Origin of the sequence: Rhodococcus sp. Eu-32 (genome assembly GCF_003336925.1) — a bacterium.
GTDB classification, from domain to species: domain Bacteria; phylum Actinomycetota; class Actinomycetes; order Mycobacteriales; family Mycobacteriaceae; genus Rhodococcoides; species Rhodococcoides kyotonensis_B.
In genome coordinates this window covers 108,565-124,544 of the sequence record NZ_QGNK01000001.1, presented here as the reverse complement: position 1 = coordinate 124,544, position 15,980 = coordinate 108,565, and the positions used below count along the sequence as shown (strand labels likewise).

Sequence of the window (15,980 nt, the reverse complement as noted above, 5' to 3'; positions counted from 1 at the left end):
GTCAGACAGCCACTGCATTCTTGTTCGCCTCCTCGGTGAGGTGATCAGCGGATTCGGTGTCGCGGTCCTGTAGGTACGCCCTCAACGAGTAGGCGAAGCACCCGGCCCACGCGAGAACGATGACACCGTAGGCGACGGTCTGCAGGGTGCCGCCGATTTCGAACCAGCCGCTGCGGAACAGGCTGCGGGTGTTGGTCAGGACGATGATGCCGCCGACCGAGGCACCGAGCAGTCTGGGCGGAACGTGGCGGACGAGCCAGGCGGCGAGCGGCGCGGCAATCACACCACCGGCGAGAATGGCCAACACCCATCCGACGTTGATTCCCTGCGACCCGAGGCTGAACAGGAAGCCGAGGCTTGCCGCCAGGGCGATGACGAATTCACTCGTATCGATCGACCCGATGACCTTGCGTGGCTCCAACCGGCCGCTCGCGAGGATGGCCGGCGTGCCGACCGGCCCCCAGCCTCCACCGCCTGTGGCGTCGACGAAGCCCGCAAGCAATCCGAGCGGCGCGAGGAAGCGCTTACGCAGCGGCTTGCCCAGGTGGCCACGCGGAATGCCCTGAAAGGTGAACCGAGTGAGAATGTAGATGCCGAGCGCCAGCAGGATGATCGCCATGATCGGAGCCGCGCTCTCGGTGGACAGGTTCGACAACACCGTCGCTCCGACGAAGGCGCCGACCGCACCCGGGAGCGCAATACGACGCACGACCTTCCAATCGACGTTGCCGAATTTCCAGTGCGAGATCCCGGATATGAGCGTCGTGCCGATCTCGGCCAGATGCACCGTCGCCGACGCGGTGGCCGGGTTGGTGCCGATGGCGAGCAGAAGCGTCGTCGTCGTGACTCCGTATGCCATGCCGAGTGCACCGTCGACCAGTTGGGCCGCGAGCCCGACCAATCCGATGAGGATGATTGTTTTCACGCAAGTTCTCCGCTGTGTGAGATCCGATTCTGGGGGCGGGTCAGATCGAGCCCGGACACGACTGGCGGTTCATGTGCACCCGATCAATGGAAGACAACGCCGGCATGTTCGTCAAGGGTTGAAATCAGCGAATCAAGTGAAGATTTACTCCGCTATTTGGAATTCGAACCCACTGCAGGGGGTTCGAATTCCAATCAGGGGAGTCGATTGTTGTAAAACGCCCCGCCGGGCGCGGCATGTCTGGCCGCACGACCGAACGCGGCTTCTATGCGCGCCCGCAGAATCTGATGTGCCTCGAGTTCATCCCAGTCCCAGCGCACGACTGTCCAACCGAGGTCGATGAGGCGGTTCTCACGATTCTTCTCTGCGATAACCTCTTTGGCGACCCTCGACCGATACTTGACTTTGCCGTCGAACTCACCGACAACACCTTTCTCGGGCCACAGAAAGTCCACGCGAGCGACGAACCTGCCGTTGTCGTCGTATACCCATTGGTTCGACAACGGGGGCGAGATGCCTATATCACCGAGTAGTAGACGACTCCGCGACTCGCCGATGCTCTCGCTTTGCGCCGACATCAATCCGACTGCACGTCGCGCCCGTCCGATGCCAGTCCTGCCCAGCGCGGACTTCAAAGCAGCATCGAGTTCGGCTGTGGTGGTCAAGCGGTGGTGCAATGCGTAATCTCCGACGCATATCGACTGCTCCAACGGCGATGACCGCGCCACATCGATGATCGTCCGCGCGGGTTTCGTAACCCGCAATCCATCGACAGTCGTGCACTCGTCGGGCGTGACTGCCGTTCCGTGCAATACTCGCCGACGCCCCTTCTTGCTGGCATAACTTCGACCGATTGTCAGATTGACCTTGTCCAAGGGTAGTTTCCACACATCCATCCCGTGCAGCACTGCTGCCGAGACGTGACTCAGAACAGCCTGAGCACCGGAGTCCTGGTACACAGCCCGTGCCAGCATCGAATGTTGCTCAGTAGCTGTCATTTTCGCATACAGATCGGCGCGGATGTAATATCCGCGCCGGATAGCGATGATCTGGCGCGCGGCACGCCCTCGACGTAGATCGTCGTCGGTGTAGCCGGCGGCGAGTGCCTCTGCGCGTGTGAACATACCTGGCTGGTCGAAGTCCATGTCGTCTTGGACGCACCAGACTGTTGAATGGATCCCCCATTCACCGAAAAAACTCCCCCATTCGGAATTCGAACCCTCTGCAGGGCGTTCGAATCCCGAATTGGGGAGCAAAATCGGCTCAGACAGTGACCTCCGGAGAAGCCGCCAACACCTTCCGATACCGACGCGGCCCGACGCCGTAGTCGTCGATCGCGTAGTGCCACGTCGCGAGGTTGTTCCACAGAACGAAATCACCTGCATTCCAACCGAACCGGATGGTGTAGTTCGGCGACGACGCATGCTCGAGCAGGAATGCCAACAGCGCTGCGCTCTCCCCTGCCGTCACGCCCTCGAGGTGACGCGCTCCGGTACTGATGAACAACCCCTTGCGTCCGTTGCGGTCCTGCCGCACGACGGGATGCGCGATGGTCTGCTTCACCTCACCGCGCTCTGCCCCCTGCGCATAGTGCACGGCGTTGGAGTCGTACACGGCGCTGACATTCTCGAGCAGGACCTTCACCGGCTCGGACAAGCCGTCGTACGCGGCTTGAAGATCCGCCCACAACGTATGCCCGCCGAGTTCCGAGACCTCCTCGTAGACAAGCGATTCGATCGAGAACGGAGGATTCCGCCAAACGCCGCCGATGTGCCAGTGACTGGCCTTGCCTGTGCTCTGCACGTTGTACGGGTAGACGAGCGGGTGCTCGTCGTGACGAATTGCCGTCGGGTGATCGAACGGCTCGTCGAATATGCGTACCGCTTCTACCTGCTCTGCGGGTGTCAAATTCGCACCCCGGAACACGAGGACCTTGTGCTCGTCGAACTCTCGCCGTAGCGCGACCCTCGTGTCGTCGTCGATCGGGTTCTTCAGGTCGATATCGGAAATTTCCGCGCCGAACAGTGGGCCGGCGCGACGGACTCGGTAGCTCAGTGTGGCTGTCATTCCCTGACGCTAGAACCGGCGTTCATGGGCCGAAAGAGTTGGAATCAGCGTGGTTGCAACTGAACACCTCACGCCGGGCCGCTGTGTCGCTTTCGGTATGTCGCGGAGCTGGCCTTCTCGCCGCACGCAGCCATCGAGCACCACCGCCGCACACCTTGGCGCGACCTGTCGACGAAGTACAACGAGCAGTCGTGACCCAGGCACCGGCGGATTCGGTCGTGATACTTGCCCGAGAACAACTCGACGGCGTCGCGCGCGACGATCGCCAACACCTGATCCACCGGAACCGGCGCCGACGGGTGCACGGAAAGCCCGTCGTAGTCGAGCTTCGGGAACGGAACACCCCGTTGGGCGGCCTCGTTCAGAATTTCCACGTCCGTGGGGACCGGCCTCGTCTCGTCCACCCTGGCCCGCGTCAAGCGGTTTATGGCCTCACGTAGAACACGCGCTCGCTCTACAGCTGACTCGTCGATGGGGTCCTTCGCAGCCGGGAGTCCCGAGACCCACAGCCACGTCTGCAGACTCTCACCGTCGGTGATCATCTCGCGGTCGTTCATGTCTCGCTTGGCGACGGTAGCCACGAAATCGAGGCTGATTCTGCCGGAACGGAACGGGAAGCCCAGTCTGCGCTGATCCTTGGTCTCGGTGACCGGCGGCCGCGACATCGTGCCCTCCTGTTTCCTCGAAGTTCTCCGATCACCGTAGACCAGTACGCCGACGCTCCGAATTAAAATCATGTTGAGCAGAACACACCTGAGTGAGGGCCTTGACAGGTCACGCGCCGACCGCGTTGGGTGATGGGCATGACATCAACCGGGTGGGCTCTCACCCGCCGACGCGTCGTGGACTTCATGACGCTCGTCGGCGCGTGTTGTCGCTGACGGCACCCGGCCCCGACCCGGCCCTCATCCCCGCCGCCTGACAGCAAGCCACGCAGGACATAGGCACGCCGTCGACTCCCGGTCCGTCGAACTCCGCTCCTCCGCGCCGCTTCGCCCGTGCGAAGCACTCTTCATGCACCCCCACCCCGAAGGATCAGCCATGCCTGTCGAATTCATCAGCGCCAGCTACGTCAACGATTCGACCGAACTGAACCCGACGTCGAGCAAGGGCATCGACCCGAAGTTCCTCGTCCGCTACGCACGCGCGCTCGACGACGCAGGGTTCGACTACACCCTGCTGCCGTACGGCTCATCGGGATGGGACCCGTTCAGCGTCGCCGCGGCGGTCAGCCAGCACACCGAGCGCGTGCGGCCGATCGTCGCCCTGCGCCCGAACACGATGTACCCCACCGTCGCCGCGAAAGCGCTCGCCACGCTCGACCAATTGAGCGGCGGCCGGGCCACCGTGCACATCATCTCGGGCGGCAACACCATCGAACAGGCACGTGAGGGTGACCGCCTGGACAAGGTGGCACGCTACGAGCGGTCGGCCGAATACATCGAGATCATGCGACGCGCGTGGGCGTCGGAAAAGCCGTTCGATCACGCAGGCACCCACTACAGCTTCGAGAACTTTCACTCCGAGATCCGTCCGCTGGCCGGGACCATCCCGGTTTCGGTAGGCGGCTCGTCGGAGGACGCGTACCGCGTCGGCGGTGCGCTCGGCGACATCTTCGGCCTGTGGGGCGAGCCTCTCGCGGAGACGAAGCAGCAGATGGACGCCGTCTTCGAGCAGGCACGCCTCGCCGGCCGCACCGACCGACCCCGCATCTGGGTGACGTTCCGACCGATCATCGCTCCCACCGAGGAACTCGCGTGGGAGCGAGCCCACCGCACACTCGCGAAGCTCGACGGAAATGGTTCCGCCGCAGCGGTTGCCGCCGACGGCGGCGTGCAGAACGTCGGATCCCAGCGCCTCCTCGACATCGCGGCACGCGGCGAACTGCACGACCGTGCTCTGTGGACGCCCGTCGCCACCGCGACCGGTGGCCGCGGCGCCTCGACGGCCCTCGTCGGAACGCCGGAGACCGTCGCCGCTGCGATCCTCGATTACATCGACCTCGGCGCCGAACTCATCTCCATCCGTGGCTACGACAACCTCAACGACGCCATCGACTACGGCCGTTACGTCCTCCCGATCGTCCGCCAGGAGCTTGCCAGCCGCGAGCGTGCCGCGTGACGCGTTACATCGTGATCGGCGGAGGCGCGGTCGGGGCCTCTCTCGCAGCACAATTCGACGCTGCCGGTATCGACTACGTCCTCGTCGCCCGCGGCGAGAGCTACCACAAACTATCGTCCGACGGCCTGCGGTACATCCGACCCGCCGGCGAGAAGACCCTGCACCTGAACGTCGTCGCAGGGCCTGACGACGTGGCCTTACGCCCGGACGACGTCCTCGTCCTCGCAGTCAAGGCTCAGCAAGCCGAACGTGCGATCACCGACTGGGCCTGGCGACCGATCGGCAGCGAAACCGGAACGAACGGTATTGCAGCACATACGCTTCCGATCCTCACCTTCCAGAACGGTATCGACACCGAGCGAATCGCATTGCGCCGCTTCGCCACCGTGTACGGTGTGTCGATCTGGATCCCCGGCACCCACGTCGAACCGGGAACCGTCATCGCAGCCGGAACACCGGCCGTCGGCCTCGTATGGGTAGGCCGGTATCCGACGGGCACCGACGAGCTCGCGAGCGAAATCGCATCCGATCTGACACGCGCCGGGTTCCCGACCCAGGTCGTGCCCGACGTGATGCGATGGAAGACAACCAAACTCATCACCAACCTGCTCAATGCCGTCGACCTCTTCGAGGCAACCGACGACGAGGTGAAACAGGCACAGGCAGTCCTGGAGCGCGAAGCGTTCGCTGCGCTCGACGCAGCCGGACTCACCCGCGCCGATCCGTCGACCGAGTCCACCAACGACCGCACGCAGCTCCAGATCGCGCCACTGCCCGGACAGAGTTCCGCGCACAAGTCGACATGGCAGAGCGTCGCACGCGGTTCCGGCTCCGTCGAAACCGATTATCTCAACGGCGAGATCTCCCTCCTCGGCCGCTTGCACGGCATCCCGACCCCGGCCAACGACCAACTGCAGGCCGCGCTCGGACAACTGATCTCGGGCGGCGACGCTCCCGGTTCCCGCCGCCTCGCCGACGTCCTGCCCGCACTGAGCAACTCGTTCCTGCAGGCTCCACTCCCAGCCACCGGGTCGTTCCCGCAGGCTCCACTCCCACCTACCCACTGATCGTTCGACCCGCACTCGAAAGGCACCCCCGATGACCCCCAGAATGTCGCGACGCCGCGCGTCCGCGTTCGCTGCGATTCCTGCTCTCTCGATCGCACTCGCCGCTTGTAGTGGCACCGGCACCACTGCAGCCGAGGGTGAAGCCCAGACGGGCGGCGAGTTGAACGTCGGACTCAACTCGTCCATCGCATGCCTCGACCCGCACCAGAACGCCACCAACGTCACGATCTTCGTCGCGCGCAACATCACCGACAGCCTCATCGACCAAGATCCGGAGACCGGCGACTTCTCGCCGTGGCTCGCGTCGGCATGGACGATCAACGACGACGCCACCGCGTTCACGTTCGACTTGAAGCCCGACATCACGTTCAGCGACGGAACCCCTCTGACGCCCGAGGTCGTCAAGGCGAACTTCGACAGCATCGTCGCCGACGGCCCTGCAATCTCGCCGCTCGCGAACAACTACCTTGCCGGGTACGCGGGCAGCACCGTAGTCGACGAGGACACCGTCGAGGTAACCTTCTCTGCACCCAACATCCAATTCCTGCAAGGCGCGTCGACGGTCACGCTCGGCATCCTGTCCCCCGCGACTCTCGAGGTCGCACCCGGCGATCGCTGCCAGGGCAACCTGGCGGGTCTCGGCCCGTTCGACATCTCGTCGTTCAACGCACAGCAGGAAGTCGTGTTGTCCAAGCGTTCCGGATACAACTGGGGCTCGGATCTGCGTGAACACACCGGCGAAGCGCACCTCGACACCATCAACTTCCGCGTCGTTCCCGAGGCGAGCGTCCGCTCCGGCCAGCTCCGTTCGGGCGAACTCGACATCGACACGATCCCGCTGACGGAGAACGTTCCGACGTTCGAGGACAACGGTTTCTACGTCGTCGGCCGCCCCTACCCCGGCCTCGGTGTCACGCTGATCCCAAACCTGCAACGCCCGCTGATGCAGGACATCAACGTTCGCAAGGCAGTTCTGCAAGGCATCGACCGCGAGGAGATTGTCTCCGGCGTCATGACCGAGTACGACAAGGTTCCCGAGGGTCTCATTACGTCGGTTACCCCTCTGTTCGAGCCTGTCGACGGCGTCGCCTACGACCCGGAAGGCACGAAATCCATTCTGGAACAGTCGGGTTGGTCCCTGGGCGCCGACGGTATCCGCGTCAAGGACGGTCAACGCCTGACCATCGTCGCGCCGTTCCAGTTGGCGTCGCGCCAGTCGGCTCCCGCAATGGAACTCGTGCAATCGCAACTTGCCGAGATCGGCATCGACCTGCAGATCCGTCCGCTCGACGCCGGAGAGTTGACCGCGACGCAAACCACCGGCGACTACGACCTCTGGTACACCCCGTTCCACCGCAGCGAGCCCGACGCGATGCGCTCGATCCTCGGACAGTCGGCGCAGAACGTCGGACGCGCACCCGAACCGCGCCCCGTCGACGCACTGTTGAACGCGCAATTCGGCGACCCTAATCAGGATTCGCGCAAGCAGACCGTGACCGAAGCGGATCAGGAGCTCATCGACCAGGCCTACGGCATCCCGCTGTTCGAACTGGCCGGAGTGATGACGCTGTCGGACCGCGTCGGCGGCTTCGCATTCGAGGCGTCGTCACGACTCAACCTGTACGACACCTGGGTCGCGAGCAGCTGACATGGCCGGTTACGTACGGAAACGACTGCTCCAGGCCGTCCTGGTGCTGTGGGGAGCGTTCACCCTGTCGTTCTTCCTGCTCTACTTTCTTCCCAGTGACGCGATCTCGATCAAACTGACTGCAGGCGGCGACAACTCGTTGTCGCCCGAGCAGATCGCCGAGATCAGGGCCGAGTACGGCTACGACCGCCCTGCGGTCCTGCAGTACCTCGACCAGCTGTGGAAGACGGTGACCGGAGATCTCGGCCGTTCGCTCGACAGCGGCGCGACGGTGACGTCGCTGATCGCGTCCGCGCTCCCGCAGACGCTTCTGCTGTCGGGTATCGCGTTGGTGGTCGGCGTCGCTGTCGGGCTCGTGCTCGGCAGCATCGCCTCCCACCTGCCCAGCGAGCGGTGGCGTGAGGCCCTCCTCGCGTTACCGCCGCTCGGTATCTCGATTCCGACGTTCGCTGTCGGCCTCATCCTGATCCAGGTGGTGTCGTTCCAGTGGCGGCTCGTGCCGTCGGGCGGTAACAAGACGTGGGATTCGCTCGTATTGCCGGCGATCACGTTGTCGCTTCCCGTCATCGCGATCGTCACGCAGGTGTTCGCGAAAAGCCTCGACGACGTACTGCGTCAGGGCTACATCGACACCGCGCGCGGTATCGGTGCAGGCCCAGCCCGCATTCACTTCCACCACGCGATCCGCAACGCAATCGGCCCCACCCTCAGCATGGCCGGGGTCATCGGCGGCGGATTGCTCGCAGGCACGGTCGTCGTCGAAACCGTTTTCTCTCGTGAAGGCATCGGCCGCTTGACGGTCGACGCCGTGACCGGTCAGGACCTGCCCGTGGTGCAAGCAGTGGTGCTGTTGTCCGCGGCGACGTTCGTCGTCATCAATCTCGTCGTCGATCTCCTCGGCCCCGTCCTCGACCGTCGCGTCGTGTTCACCAGGATGTCCCGATGACCGCCGGTGTGGCAGACGAGGTGCTCGTCGGATCGACAGTCGCGACGCCGAAGTCGCGGTCGCGGTCGCAGTGGACCCGGCCGACCGTCGTCGTCGCTCTGCTGATCGCGCTGGCCGCCGTCGTCGCGGCGTTCTTCCCTCAGCTGTTCACCAGCCAGCTCCCCAACGTCGGCGAGATCACCGACAAGCTGCAAGGTCCGAGCGCCGCACACTGGTTCGGCACCGACCACCTCGGCCGCGACGTCTACACCCGTGTGATCTATGGATCCGAACTGTCGCTGAAGGCGACGGTCGTTGCAGTGTCGATCGCCTTCGGCGTCGGGTCGATCCTCGGCATCACCGCCGGTTACCTCGGCGGCTGGGTCGACGACGTCGTCATGCGCGTCGTCGACGTCCTCCTCGCAATCCCGACGCTTCTGCTCGCGCTCGCGATCGTCGCGAGCCTCGGTTTCGGCATCATGAACGTTGCCGTCGCCGTCGGATTCGCCAGCGTCGCATCGTTCGCACGAATCACCCGCGGGGAGGCTGCGAGGGTACGCACATCTCCTTACGTCGAAGCCTCCAGGCTGTCCGGCGGACGTCCCGTGTGGGTTCTCGGTAGGCACGTCCTGCCGAACAGCATCGGACCGGCGCTCGTGTTGTCGACGCTCGAACTCGGCAGCGCAGTACTGGCAGTGTCGGCGTTGAGTTTCCTCGGCTACGGCGAGCCACCTCCGACGCCGGAGTGGGGCAAGATCGTCGCCGAAGGACGCGACTACCTGTCCACGGCATGGTGGATCGTCGTGATCCCCAGTGCCGTCATCGCCGCGGTCGTGCTGTCGACGAACCGTCTGTCGCGCGCACTCGACGCGGCATCGAAGGGAGACCGATGACCCCGCTTCTCGACGTGCGCTCACTGAGCGTCGAATACAAGTCTCGTGGTGTCTGGCAACCCGCGGTCTCGGACGTCTCGTTCGCCGTCGACGAGGGAGAGACGGTCGCGATCGTCGGCGAATCCGGCTCGGGCAAATCGACGACGGCGTCGGCCGTGCTTGGAATGCTCGCATCGAACGCGCGCATCACAGCGGGCGAGGTGCTCTACCGCGGCCGGTCGATCACCGCGATGTCCGAGCGCGAGCGACGCGGTTTGCGCGGCAGGGGAATCGGCTACGTACCGCAGGATCCGGGTAGCTCGCTGGACCCGACGATGCGGATCGGCAACCAGGTCGCCGAGTCGCTGGTCTTGCATAAGCTCGCCGACAAGAGGACGGCGGCCGCGTCGGCCATCGATCTGCTCGACAAGGTGGGCATCGACCGACCCTACGTGCGTGCGCGCCAATTCCCGCACGAACTGTCCGGCGGCATGCGCCAACGCGTCCTCATCGCGATCGCCCTCATCGGCGGCGCAGACCTGCTGATCGCCGACGAACCGACGAGCGCACTCGACGCGACCGTGAGCCGACGCGTCCTCGACCACGTCGCGAGCCTGGCTGCGGAGCGCAACCTGGCCACGGTGCTGATCACGCACGACCTGGCACTCGCCGTCGAACGCGCGGACCGGGTCGTCGTCATGCAGGGCGGCCGTATCGTCGAAGTCTCACGCGCACAGGATGTTCTCGACAACCCGACCGACGACTACACCCGCATGCTGGTGTCGAAGGCTCCCAGCCTCAGCACGCATCCGCTGGTCGAACCCCGGCGGCCCGCCACCGACACTCTGCTGACGGTCGAGAACGTAACCCGTTCGTTCGGCGCCGTCACCGCGGTCGCGGACGTGTCGGTCACCCTGGACCGCGGCCGCACACTCGGACTGCTGGGCGAATCCGGATCCGGCAAGTCCACGACGGCTCGCATCGTCGTGGGCGTGGAGAAGCCGGACAGCGGTCGCGTCGTCGTCGCCGGCGTGGACATCTCGACGCTGCGTGGGGCAGCACTGCGCGCGGCACGTAAAGACATCGCGATGGTGTACCAAAATCCGTTCACCTCGCTCGACCCCCGCATGCGCGTCGAGCAGATCATCGCCGAACCGTTGCGGGTGTTCCGCGAAGGTTCGTCCGCCGATCGAAAGGCTCGCGCCCGCGAACTCGCCGACCAAGTAGCGTTGCACCCGGAGTTGTTGGCGCGCAAGCCTCGTGAGCTGTCGGGCGGTCAACGGCAACGCGTCGCGATCGCCCGCGCACTAGCTCTCGACCCCAAGCTCGTCATTCTCGACGAGGCGGTCTCCGCGTTGGACGTCAGCGTCCAAGCACAGATTCTCGAACTCCTCGTGCGACTGCAGAACGAGCGAAACATCGCTTATCTCTTCATTTCGCACGACCTCGCCGTCGTCCGGCAGATCTGCGACGACGTCGCAGTCATGCGCGGCGGCCAGGTTCTCGAATCCGGTTCCACGGCAGCGGTATTCGACAACCCCACAACCGACTACACCCGTGATCTGCTCGGATCCGTTCCGAGCAACCGACAGGAAGCGACCGCCCAGTGACTTTTCAGACCCAGTTCGACGAACCCGCAGGCCTAGGCCCCCGTGGCACTCTCGTGGTACTGCCGGGTCGCGGCGACTCGGGCGCGTTGTACGAGCGATTCGGCGCCCGCATCGCCGCCGACGCGTACCGGGTCCGAATCGCCGACACCATCGATGTTGCAACGGCTTTCGTGAACGACGAGGACATCGTTCATCCTGTCGTGCTGGTCGGCGTCGACACCGGCGCACTCCAGGCGGTACAGCTGGCGAACGGAACGGTCGACGCTCTCGTTCTGGCCGGCGTCCCCGTTGCCGGCCACGATGTCACGTTGGACGACGAGGTCGACGCCAAAGTCAGCTGCCCGACCACCCAGGGCAGACTCCGCGACGACGCGTCTCTGTCCGAACGCGGCGCGCTGACGACGGATCACATCGCGGCCGACCTGCAGCAGACAACTCTCGACGTCACGATCCCGGTGCTGGCCTTGCACGGGCGCGACGACGTGGTGAGCCCACTCGATGCGGCTCGGGAACGGTACGCGGCTGCGAAGAATCTGCAGCTGGCCGTCGTCGAGCAGGGCAGGCACGATCCACTGAACTCGTTGAACCACCGTAGCGTCGCGGCTACGGTCGTGGTGTTCCTCGAAACACTGAAGAGCGGTGCGAAGCAAATCACGGAAGAGGTACTGAAATGACGGTCGCGATCGACGTCAGCGAACTGAAAGAACAACTGGCAGGCAATAATCCGCCTGTTCTCCTCGACGTAAGGTGGTCACTCGGCGACAGTGAGGGCCGCAGGCACTACCGCGAAGCACACATCCCGGGCGCCGTCTTCGTCGACCTCGACACAGAGCTCGCGTCGCACGGCGAACCGTCGGACGGCCGTCATCCTCTTCCCGACGTCGCGGACCTGCAGAACGCCGCGCGGAGCTGGGGTATCGGCGCGGACTCACGCGTCGTCGCCTACGACAACTCCGGCAACCTCGCTGCAGCACGCGCGTGGTGGCTCCTGAAGTGGGCGGGGCTGACCGACGTCGTCCTCCTCGACGGCGGGCTCGCAGCCTGGACCGCCGCCGGCTTCGACACCGCGCCGGGCGACGAAATTCCCGCACCCGGCGACGTCGAGCTGACGGCCGGACACCTGCCCACTCTGACTGCCGACGACGTCGAGAACTACTCCGGCACATTGCTCGATGCCCGTGCGCCCGAGAGGTATTCGGGAGAGACGGAACCGATCGATCCGAAAGCCGGCCATATCCCCGGCGCTGTCAGCGCACCGACCGGGGCCAATATCGATGCCGACGGCCGATTCCTGGCTGCCGATGCGTTGCGTGAGCGATTCGCGTTCGCAGGCGAGGATGTGGCGGTCTACTGCGGTTCGGGAGTGACTGCCGCGCATCAGATCGCCGCCCTGGCCATCGCCGGTGTCGACGCAACCCTCTACCCGGGTTCGTGGTCGCAGTGGTCGAATCAACCGAACAGGCCCGTCGCGACAGGCCCCTCACCTCGATGACACCATCCGTGACGGACTTCGTGGCGGAACTCGACCGTGCATTCGGAACCAACGCCGTGACGGATCCGACGACCTTGGCTGCCTACAGCATCGACCGATCCGGATGGGAGCCCGAGGGCTCGCCGTCGGCAGTGGTGTTTGCGGACTCCACCAAGGATGTTTCTCGGTTACTTTCTGTTGCAACACAGTTCGAGATGCCTGTCGTTGCTCGCGGGGCAGGGACCGGACTGTCCGGCGGCGCGGTCGCTCGTGACGGCGAAGTAATTCTGAGCCTGGAGCGGATGACTCGAATCCCCGAGGTGTCCGAGGTCGATCAAGTGGCTCGCGTTCAGGCCGGCGTGCTGACGGCCGACGTCGACGCCGCTGCGTCGCGGGTCGGTCTGCGGTACGCGCCGGACCCGGGCAGCGTCGCGATCTCGACGATCGGCGGCAACATCGCGACCAACGCAGGAGGCCTGCGTTGCGCGAAGTACGGCGTGACGAAAGATTCCGTGCTGGGCCTCGAAGTCGTGCTCGCCGACGGCCGCGTCGTACGCACCGGCGGCCGCACGGTGAAAGGTGTTGCCGGATACGACCTCACGTCGCTGATCGTCGGTTCCGAGGGCACACTGGGCGTCGTCACCGAAGCGACACTGCGCTTGCGTCCCGCGCCTGCATCGACGGACACGGTCGTGGCGTTCTTCGACACCGTCGGCTCGGCGGCCGCTGCGGCATCGGCTATCACGGCGTCGGGCGTGCAGCCGTCGGTGTGCGAGCTGCTCGACGCCGCCTGCCTTCGCGCGATCGACGACGCGGAGGGCACCGACCTGTCCCGGCAGGGGGACGCATTCCTGCTCGTCCAGGCGGACGGGCCGGGGTCGGCGAACGAGATCGACGCCATCGAACGTGTGCTGAATCCGCTGGCTCAGTCGGTGTCCCGCAGTGTCGACCCGGGCGAGGCCGACGCGCTGGTGCAGATTCGACGCAACGCTCTGCCTGCGTTGGAGCGCCGCGGACGCGTCCTGATCGAGGATGTCGCGGTCCCGAGGTCGAAGATCGGCGAGATGGCCGACGCAGCCGCACGGATCGCCCGCGAACACGGCGTCGATGTGGCCACGATGGCGCACGCAGGCGACGGCAATCTGCATCCGATCTTCGTCGTCCCGCACAACAACTCAGTCGGAGACGCGGTGTGGGCGGCGGCGGGCGAGGTATTCCAGACCGCGCTTCGGCTGGGAGGAACGCTTACCGGCGAGCACGGCGTCGGCGTCCTGAAGAAGCAGTGGCTGGGCAACGAGACCGGACCTGATGTCGGCGAACTGTCGCGCGGCATCAAGGCCGTGTTCGACCCTCTGGGGATCCTGAATCCAGGTAAGGCAATCTGAATCGGCGCGATTTGCTCCCCTATTCGGAATTCGAACCCTCTACAAGGGGTTCGAATTCCGACACGGGGAGTGAATTGCGACCACTGCCGTCGGCTCAGCCGTGGACGGACAAATCCTCCGCGGCGCGTGCACACCCCGCGCCGCACTCGGCGTGATCGTCGAACCAGCTCAAATCGAGAATCCTCTTCAGCCATGCCATACCCAGCAAGCTAGCCCCGGGACAGCGTCGACGACACCCTTCGAATCACGCTGATTCTTACCCCCGCATCACTACCCCAACCACGTGTCGAAGAACTACAGTCGAGCCGACGCCTCGAATTCGAGGTCATGGACCTTCGGGCCCGCGCCGATCGCCTGTGACAGCTCGATCGTCGGGATCAGCAGACCGTTGTCCAGTACCAACTGCTGGGCCTCGGCCAGGATGGCCTTGCGCTCCGCCTCGTCGGTGGTGGTCAGCTGGCGTTGCAGCACATCGTCCAGTTCGGGGATCGGACCGCGACGATTGTTGTTGCGGCCCTCCAACGCATAGGACGTCCGCAGGATGTCCCCGTCAGCACGAGTGCTGTTGCCGTAGGTCGCGTCGTAATCTCCACTGGCCTGACGGGCCAAAGCCTCAGGCGTGGACACCAGGTCGAGAACCAGCTCCACCCCCACCTCGGCCAGCTGCTGTTGCACCAACTCCAGAACAGCCTGATTGCCCGCGAACACAGCACTGAACGTGACCGAGAACGACAATCGCCGTCCATCCTTTTCGCGAACACCGTCCGGCCCCTCGACCCAACCGGCGGCGTCGAGAATCTCACGCGAACGCTCGGGCTCGTACGTGACCTCATCCAGCGCGACGTACTGCGGTGTCTTGCTCGCCAGCGTGCTCGTCGCGGGACGGAAGTCGGGACCCAGAACCGTGTCGACGAGTTCCTGACGGTTCAGCGCCGGGATCAATGCGCGCCGTACTTCTAGATCGCCCAGAACCGGTCGTTCGAAGTTCGGCGTGAACCCGAACGGCGTGCCAGGGTTCGACGTCGTCAGCACCCGCCCGCCTGCCGCTTCGATCTGCGGGGCATCCTGAGGCAGCGCATCGGAAATCGCGTCGACCTGGTCCGACGCCAGACTCCCGGTCCGCACACCCGACTCGGGCACGATCGTGAACTCGATCGCGTCGAGGTAGGCCTCACCGTCGTGCGAGAACACCTCCGAGCCCCAGTCGTAGCCGGATCGCTTCTCGACGGTGATCGCCCGATCCTGCTGATACGACGCGTACACGAACGGCCCGCTTCCGATGTTGTCCCCGAGGCAGCGCTGGTCGGCAGGCTTGTCGGTGGTCGCCTTGGCCTGCAGCCCCAGTTGTGGAGTCGACGTCGCCTGCAGGAACTGCGCGTTCGGCGCATCGAAATCGACGCGCGCGGTCAGCGGGTCGACGACCGTCGTACCCACATAGCCCGCGAGGTAACTGGCCCCGAGCTGTGCTTTCGCCGCGCCGAGGGTGTTCACGATCGAGTCGAAGTTCGCCTTGACCGATTCGGCGTCGACAGGAGTGCCATCGCTGAACGTGACACCGTCCTTCAACTCGAACGTGAACGATGTGGCGTCGTCGTTCACGTTCCAACCCCGAGCAAGCCACGGCGTGATCGCACCGGTCACGGGATCCTGGTCCGTCAGCGAATCGACGATCTGTCTTGCCACGTAGATCGTCTGATTGGTCCCGGACTGCGCAGGATCCGAGCACGTCGGTGCCTGCGACAACGCGTACCTCAGCGTGCCACCGGCCTGCGGCTCACCACCGTCGGCCTGCGATACGTTCGCGCCTCCGCACGCCGACACGACCGTCGTCACGGCAGCCGCCAGCGCCACCGGAACCCACCTACGCATGCTCGTCCCCCTGTCGAACG

The 15,980-nt window shown here is 64.9% G+C and carries 14 protein-coding genes; 9 read left to right on the top strand and 5 right to left on the bottom strand.

Going from position 1 to position 15,980, the window contains the following annotated elements:
- Position 1: 1 nt before the first annotated feature.
- The 4 genes from DK926_RS00640 to DK926_RS00625 all read right to left on the bottom strand — a co-directional run bounded on the left by DK926_RS00640 (position 2) and on the right by DK926_RS00625 (position 3,657).
- Positions 2-925, bottom strand: a complete 924-nt coding sequence (locus DK926_RS00640; RefSeq protein WP_114327924.1) for a sulfite exporter TauE/SafE family protein — start codon at positions 923-925, stop codon at positions 2-4.
- A gap of 194 nt (positions 926-1,119) precedes the next feature.
- Positions 1,120-2,049, bottom strand: coding sequence for a type IV toxin-antitoxin system AbiEi family antitoxin domain-containing protein (locus DK926_RS00635; protein ID WP_114327923.1), 930 nt, complete (start codon positions 2,047-2,049; stop codon positions 1,120-1,122).
- A 139-nt stretch (positions 2,050-2,188) separates the two neighbouring features.
- Complete coding sequence (locus DK926_RS00630; protein ID WP_114327922.1) at positions 2,189-2,992, bottom strand: TauD/TfdA family dioxygenase; 804 nt, start codon at positions 2,990-2,992, stop codon at positions 2,189-2,191.
- Positions 2,993-3,060: 68 nt separating this feature from the next.
- Complete coding sequence (locus tag DK926_RS00625; RefSeq protein ID WP_165839474.1) at positions 3,061-3,657, bottom strand: ABATE domain-containing protein; 597 nt, start codon at positions 3,655-3,657, stop codon at positions 3,061-3,063.
- 376 nt (positions 3,658-4,033) lie between these two features.
- On the opposite strand from DK926_RS00625, the gene DK926_RS00620 reads away from it, so the two are divergent.
- Genes DK926_RS00620 through DK926_RS00580 form a run of 9 tightly spaced genes read left to right on the top strand, consistent with a single transcriptional unit; the run spans position 4,034 to position 14,091 of the window.
- Positions 4,034-5,113 (top strand): LLM class flavin-dependent oxidoreductase, encoded by a 1,080-nt coding sequence (locus DK926_RS00620; RefSeq protein ID WP_114327920.1) that lies wholly within the window; start codon positions 4,034-4,036, stop codon positions 5,111-5,113.
- On the top strand, positions 5,110-6,180 hold the full coding sequence (locus DK926_RS00615; protein ID WP_114327919.1) for a 2-dehydropantoate 2-reductase N-terminal domain-containing protein: 1,071 nt from the start codon (positions 5,110-5,112) through the stop codon (positions 6,178-6,180). The genes DK926_RS00620 and DK926_RS00615 overlap by 4 nt, the downstream gene beginning before the upstream one ends.
- A gap of 31 nt (positions 6,181-6,211) precedes the next feature.
- Positions 6,212-7,828, top strand: coding sequence for an ABC transporter substrate-binding protein (locus tag DK926_RS00610; protein WP_114327918.1), 1,617 nt, complete (start codon positions 6,212-6,214; stop codon positions 7,826-7,828).
- A gap of 1 nt (position 7,829) precedes the next feature.
- Complete coding sequence (locus DK926_RS00605) at positions 7,830-8,774, top strand: ABC transporter permease (protein WP_114327917.1); 945 nt, start codon at positions 7,830-7,832, stop codon at positions 8,772-8,774.
- Positions 8,771-9,646: an ABC transporter permease gene (locus DK926_RS00600; RefSeq protein WP_114327916.1), complete on the top strand. Its 876-nt coding sequence runs from the start codon at positions 8,771-8,773 to the stop codon at positions 9,644-9,646. Before DK926_RS00605 ends, DK926_RS00600 begins: the two co-directional genes overlap by 4 nt.
- A complete protein-coding gene (locus DK926_RS00595) occupies positions 9,643-11,235 on the top strand; it encodes an ABC transporter ATP-binding protein (protein WP_114327915.1) in 1,593 nt (530 codons plus the stop codon). Before DK926_RS00600 ends, DK926_RS00595 begins: the two co-directional genes overlap by 4 nt.
- Entirely contained in the window at positions 11,232-11,909 is a 678-nt protein-coding gene (locus DK926_RS00590; RefSeq protein WP_114327914.1) for a hypothetical protein, read from the top strand. Before DK926_RS00595 ends, DK926_RS00590 begins: the two co-directional genes overlap by 4 nt.
- Entirely contained in the window at positions 11,906-12,727 is an 822-nt protein-coding gene (locus tag DK926_RS00585) for a sulfurtransferase (protein ID WP_114327913.1), read from the top strand. The genes DK926_RS00590 and DK926_RS00585 overlap by 4 nt, the downstream gene beginning before the upstream one ends.
- Complete coding sequence (locus DK926_RS00580) at positions 12,724-14,091, top strand: FAD-linked oxidase C-terminal domain-containing protein (RefSeq protein WP_114327912.1); 1,368 nt, start codon at positions 12,724-12,726, stop codon at positions 14,089-14,091. Before DK926_RS00585 ends, DK926_RS00580 begins: the two co-directional genes overlap by 4 nt.
- 294 nt (positions 14,092-14,385) lie before the next feature.
- On the opposite strand, the gene DK926_RS00575 is transcribed toward DK926_RS00580, so the two are convergent.
- Positions 14,386-15,960, bottom strand: coding sequence for an ABC transporter substrate-binding protein (locus DK926_RS00575; protein WP_114327911.1), 1,575 nt, complete (start codon positions 15,958-15,960; stop codon positions 14,386-14,388).
- Between the last annotated feature and the right edge of the window lie 20 nt (positions 15,961-15,980).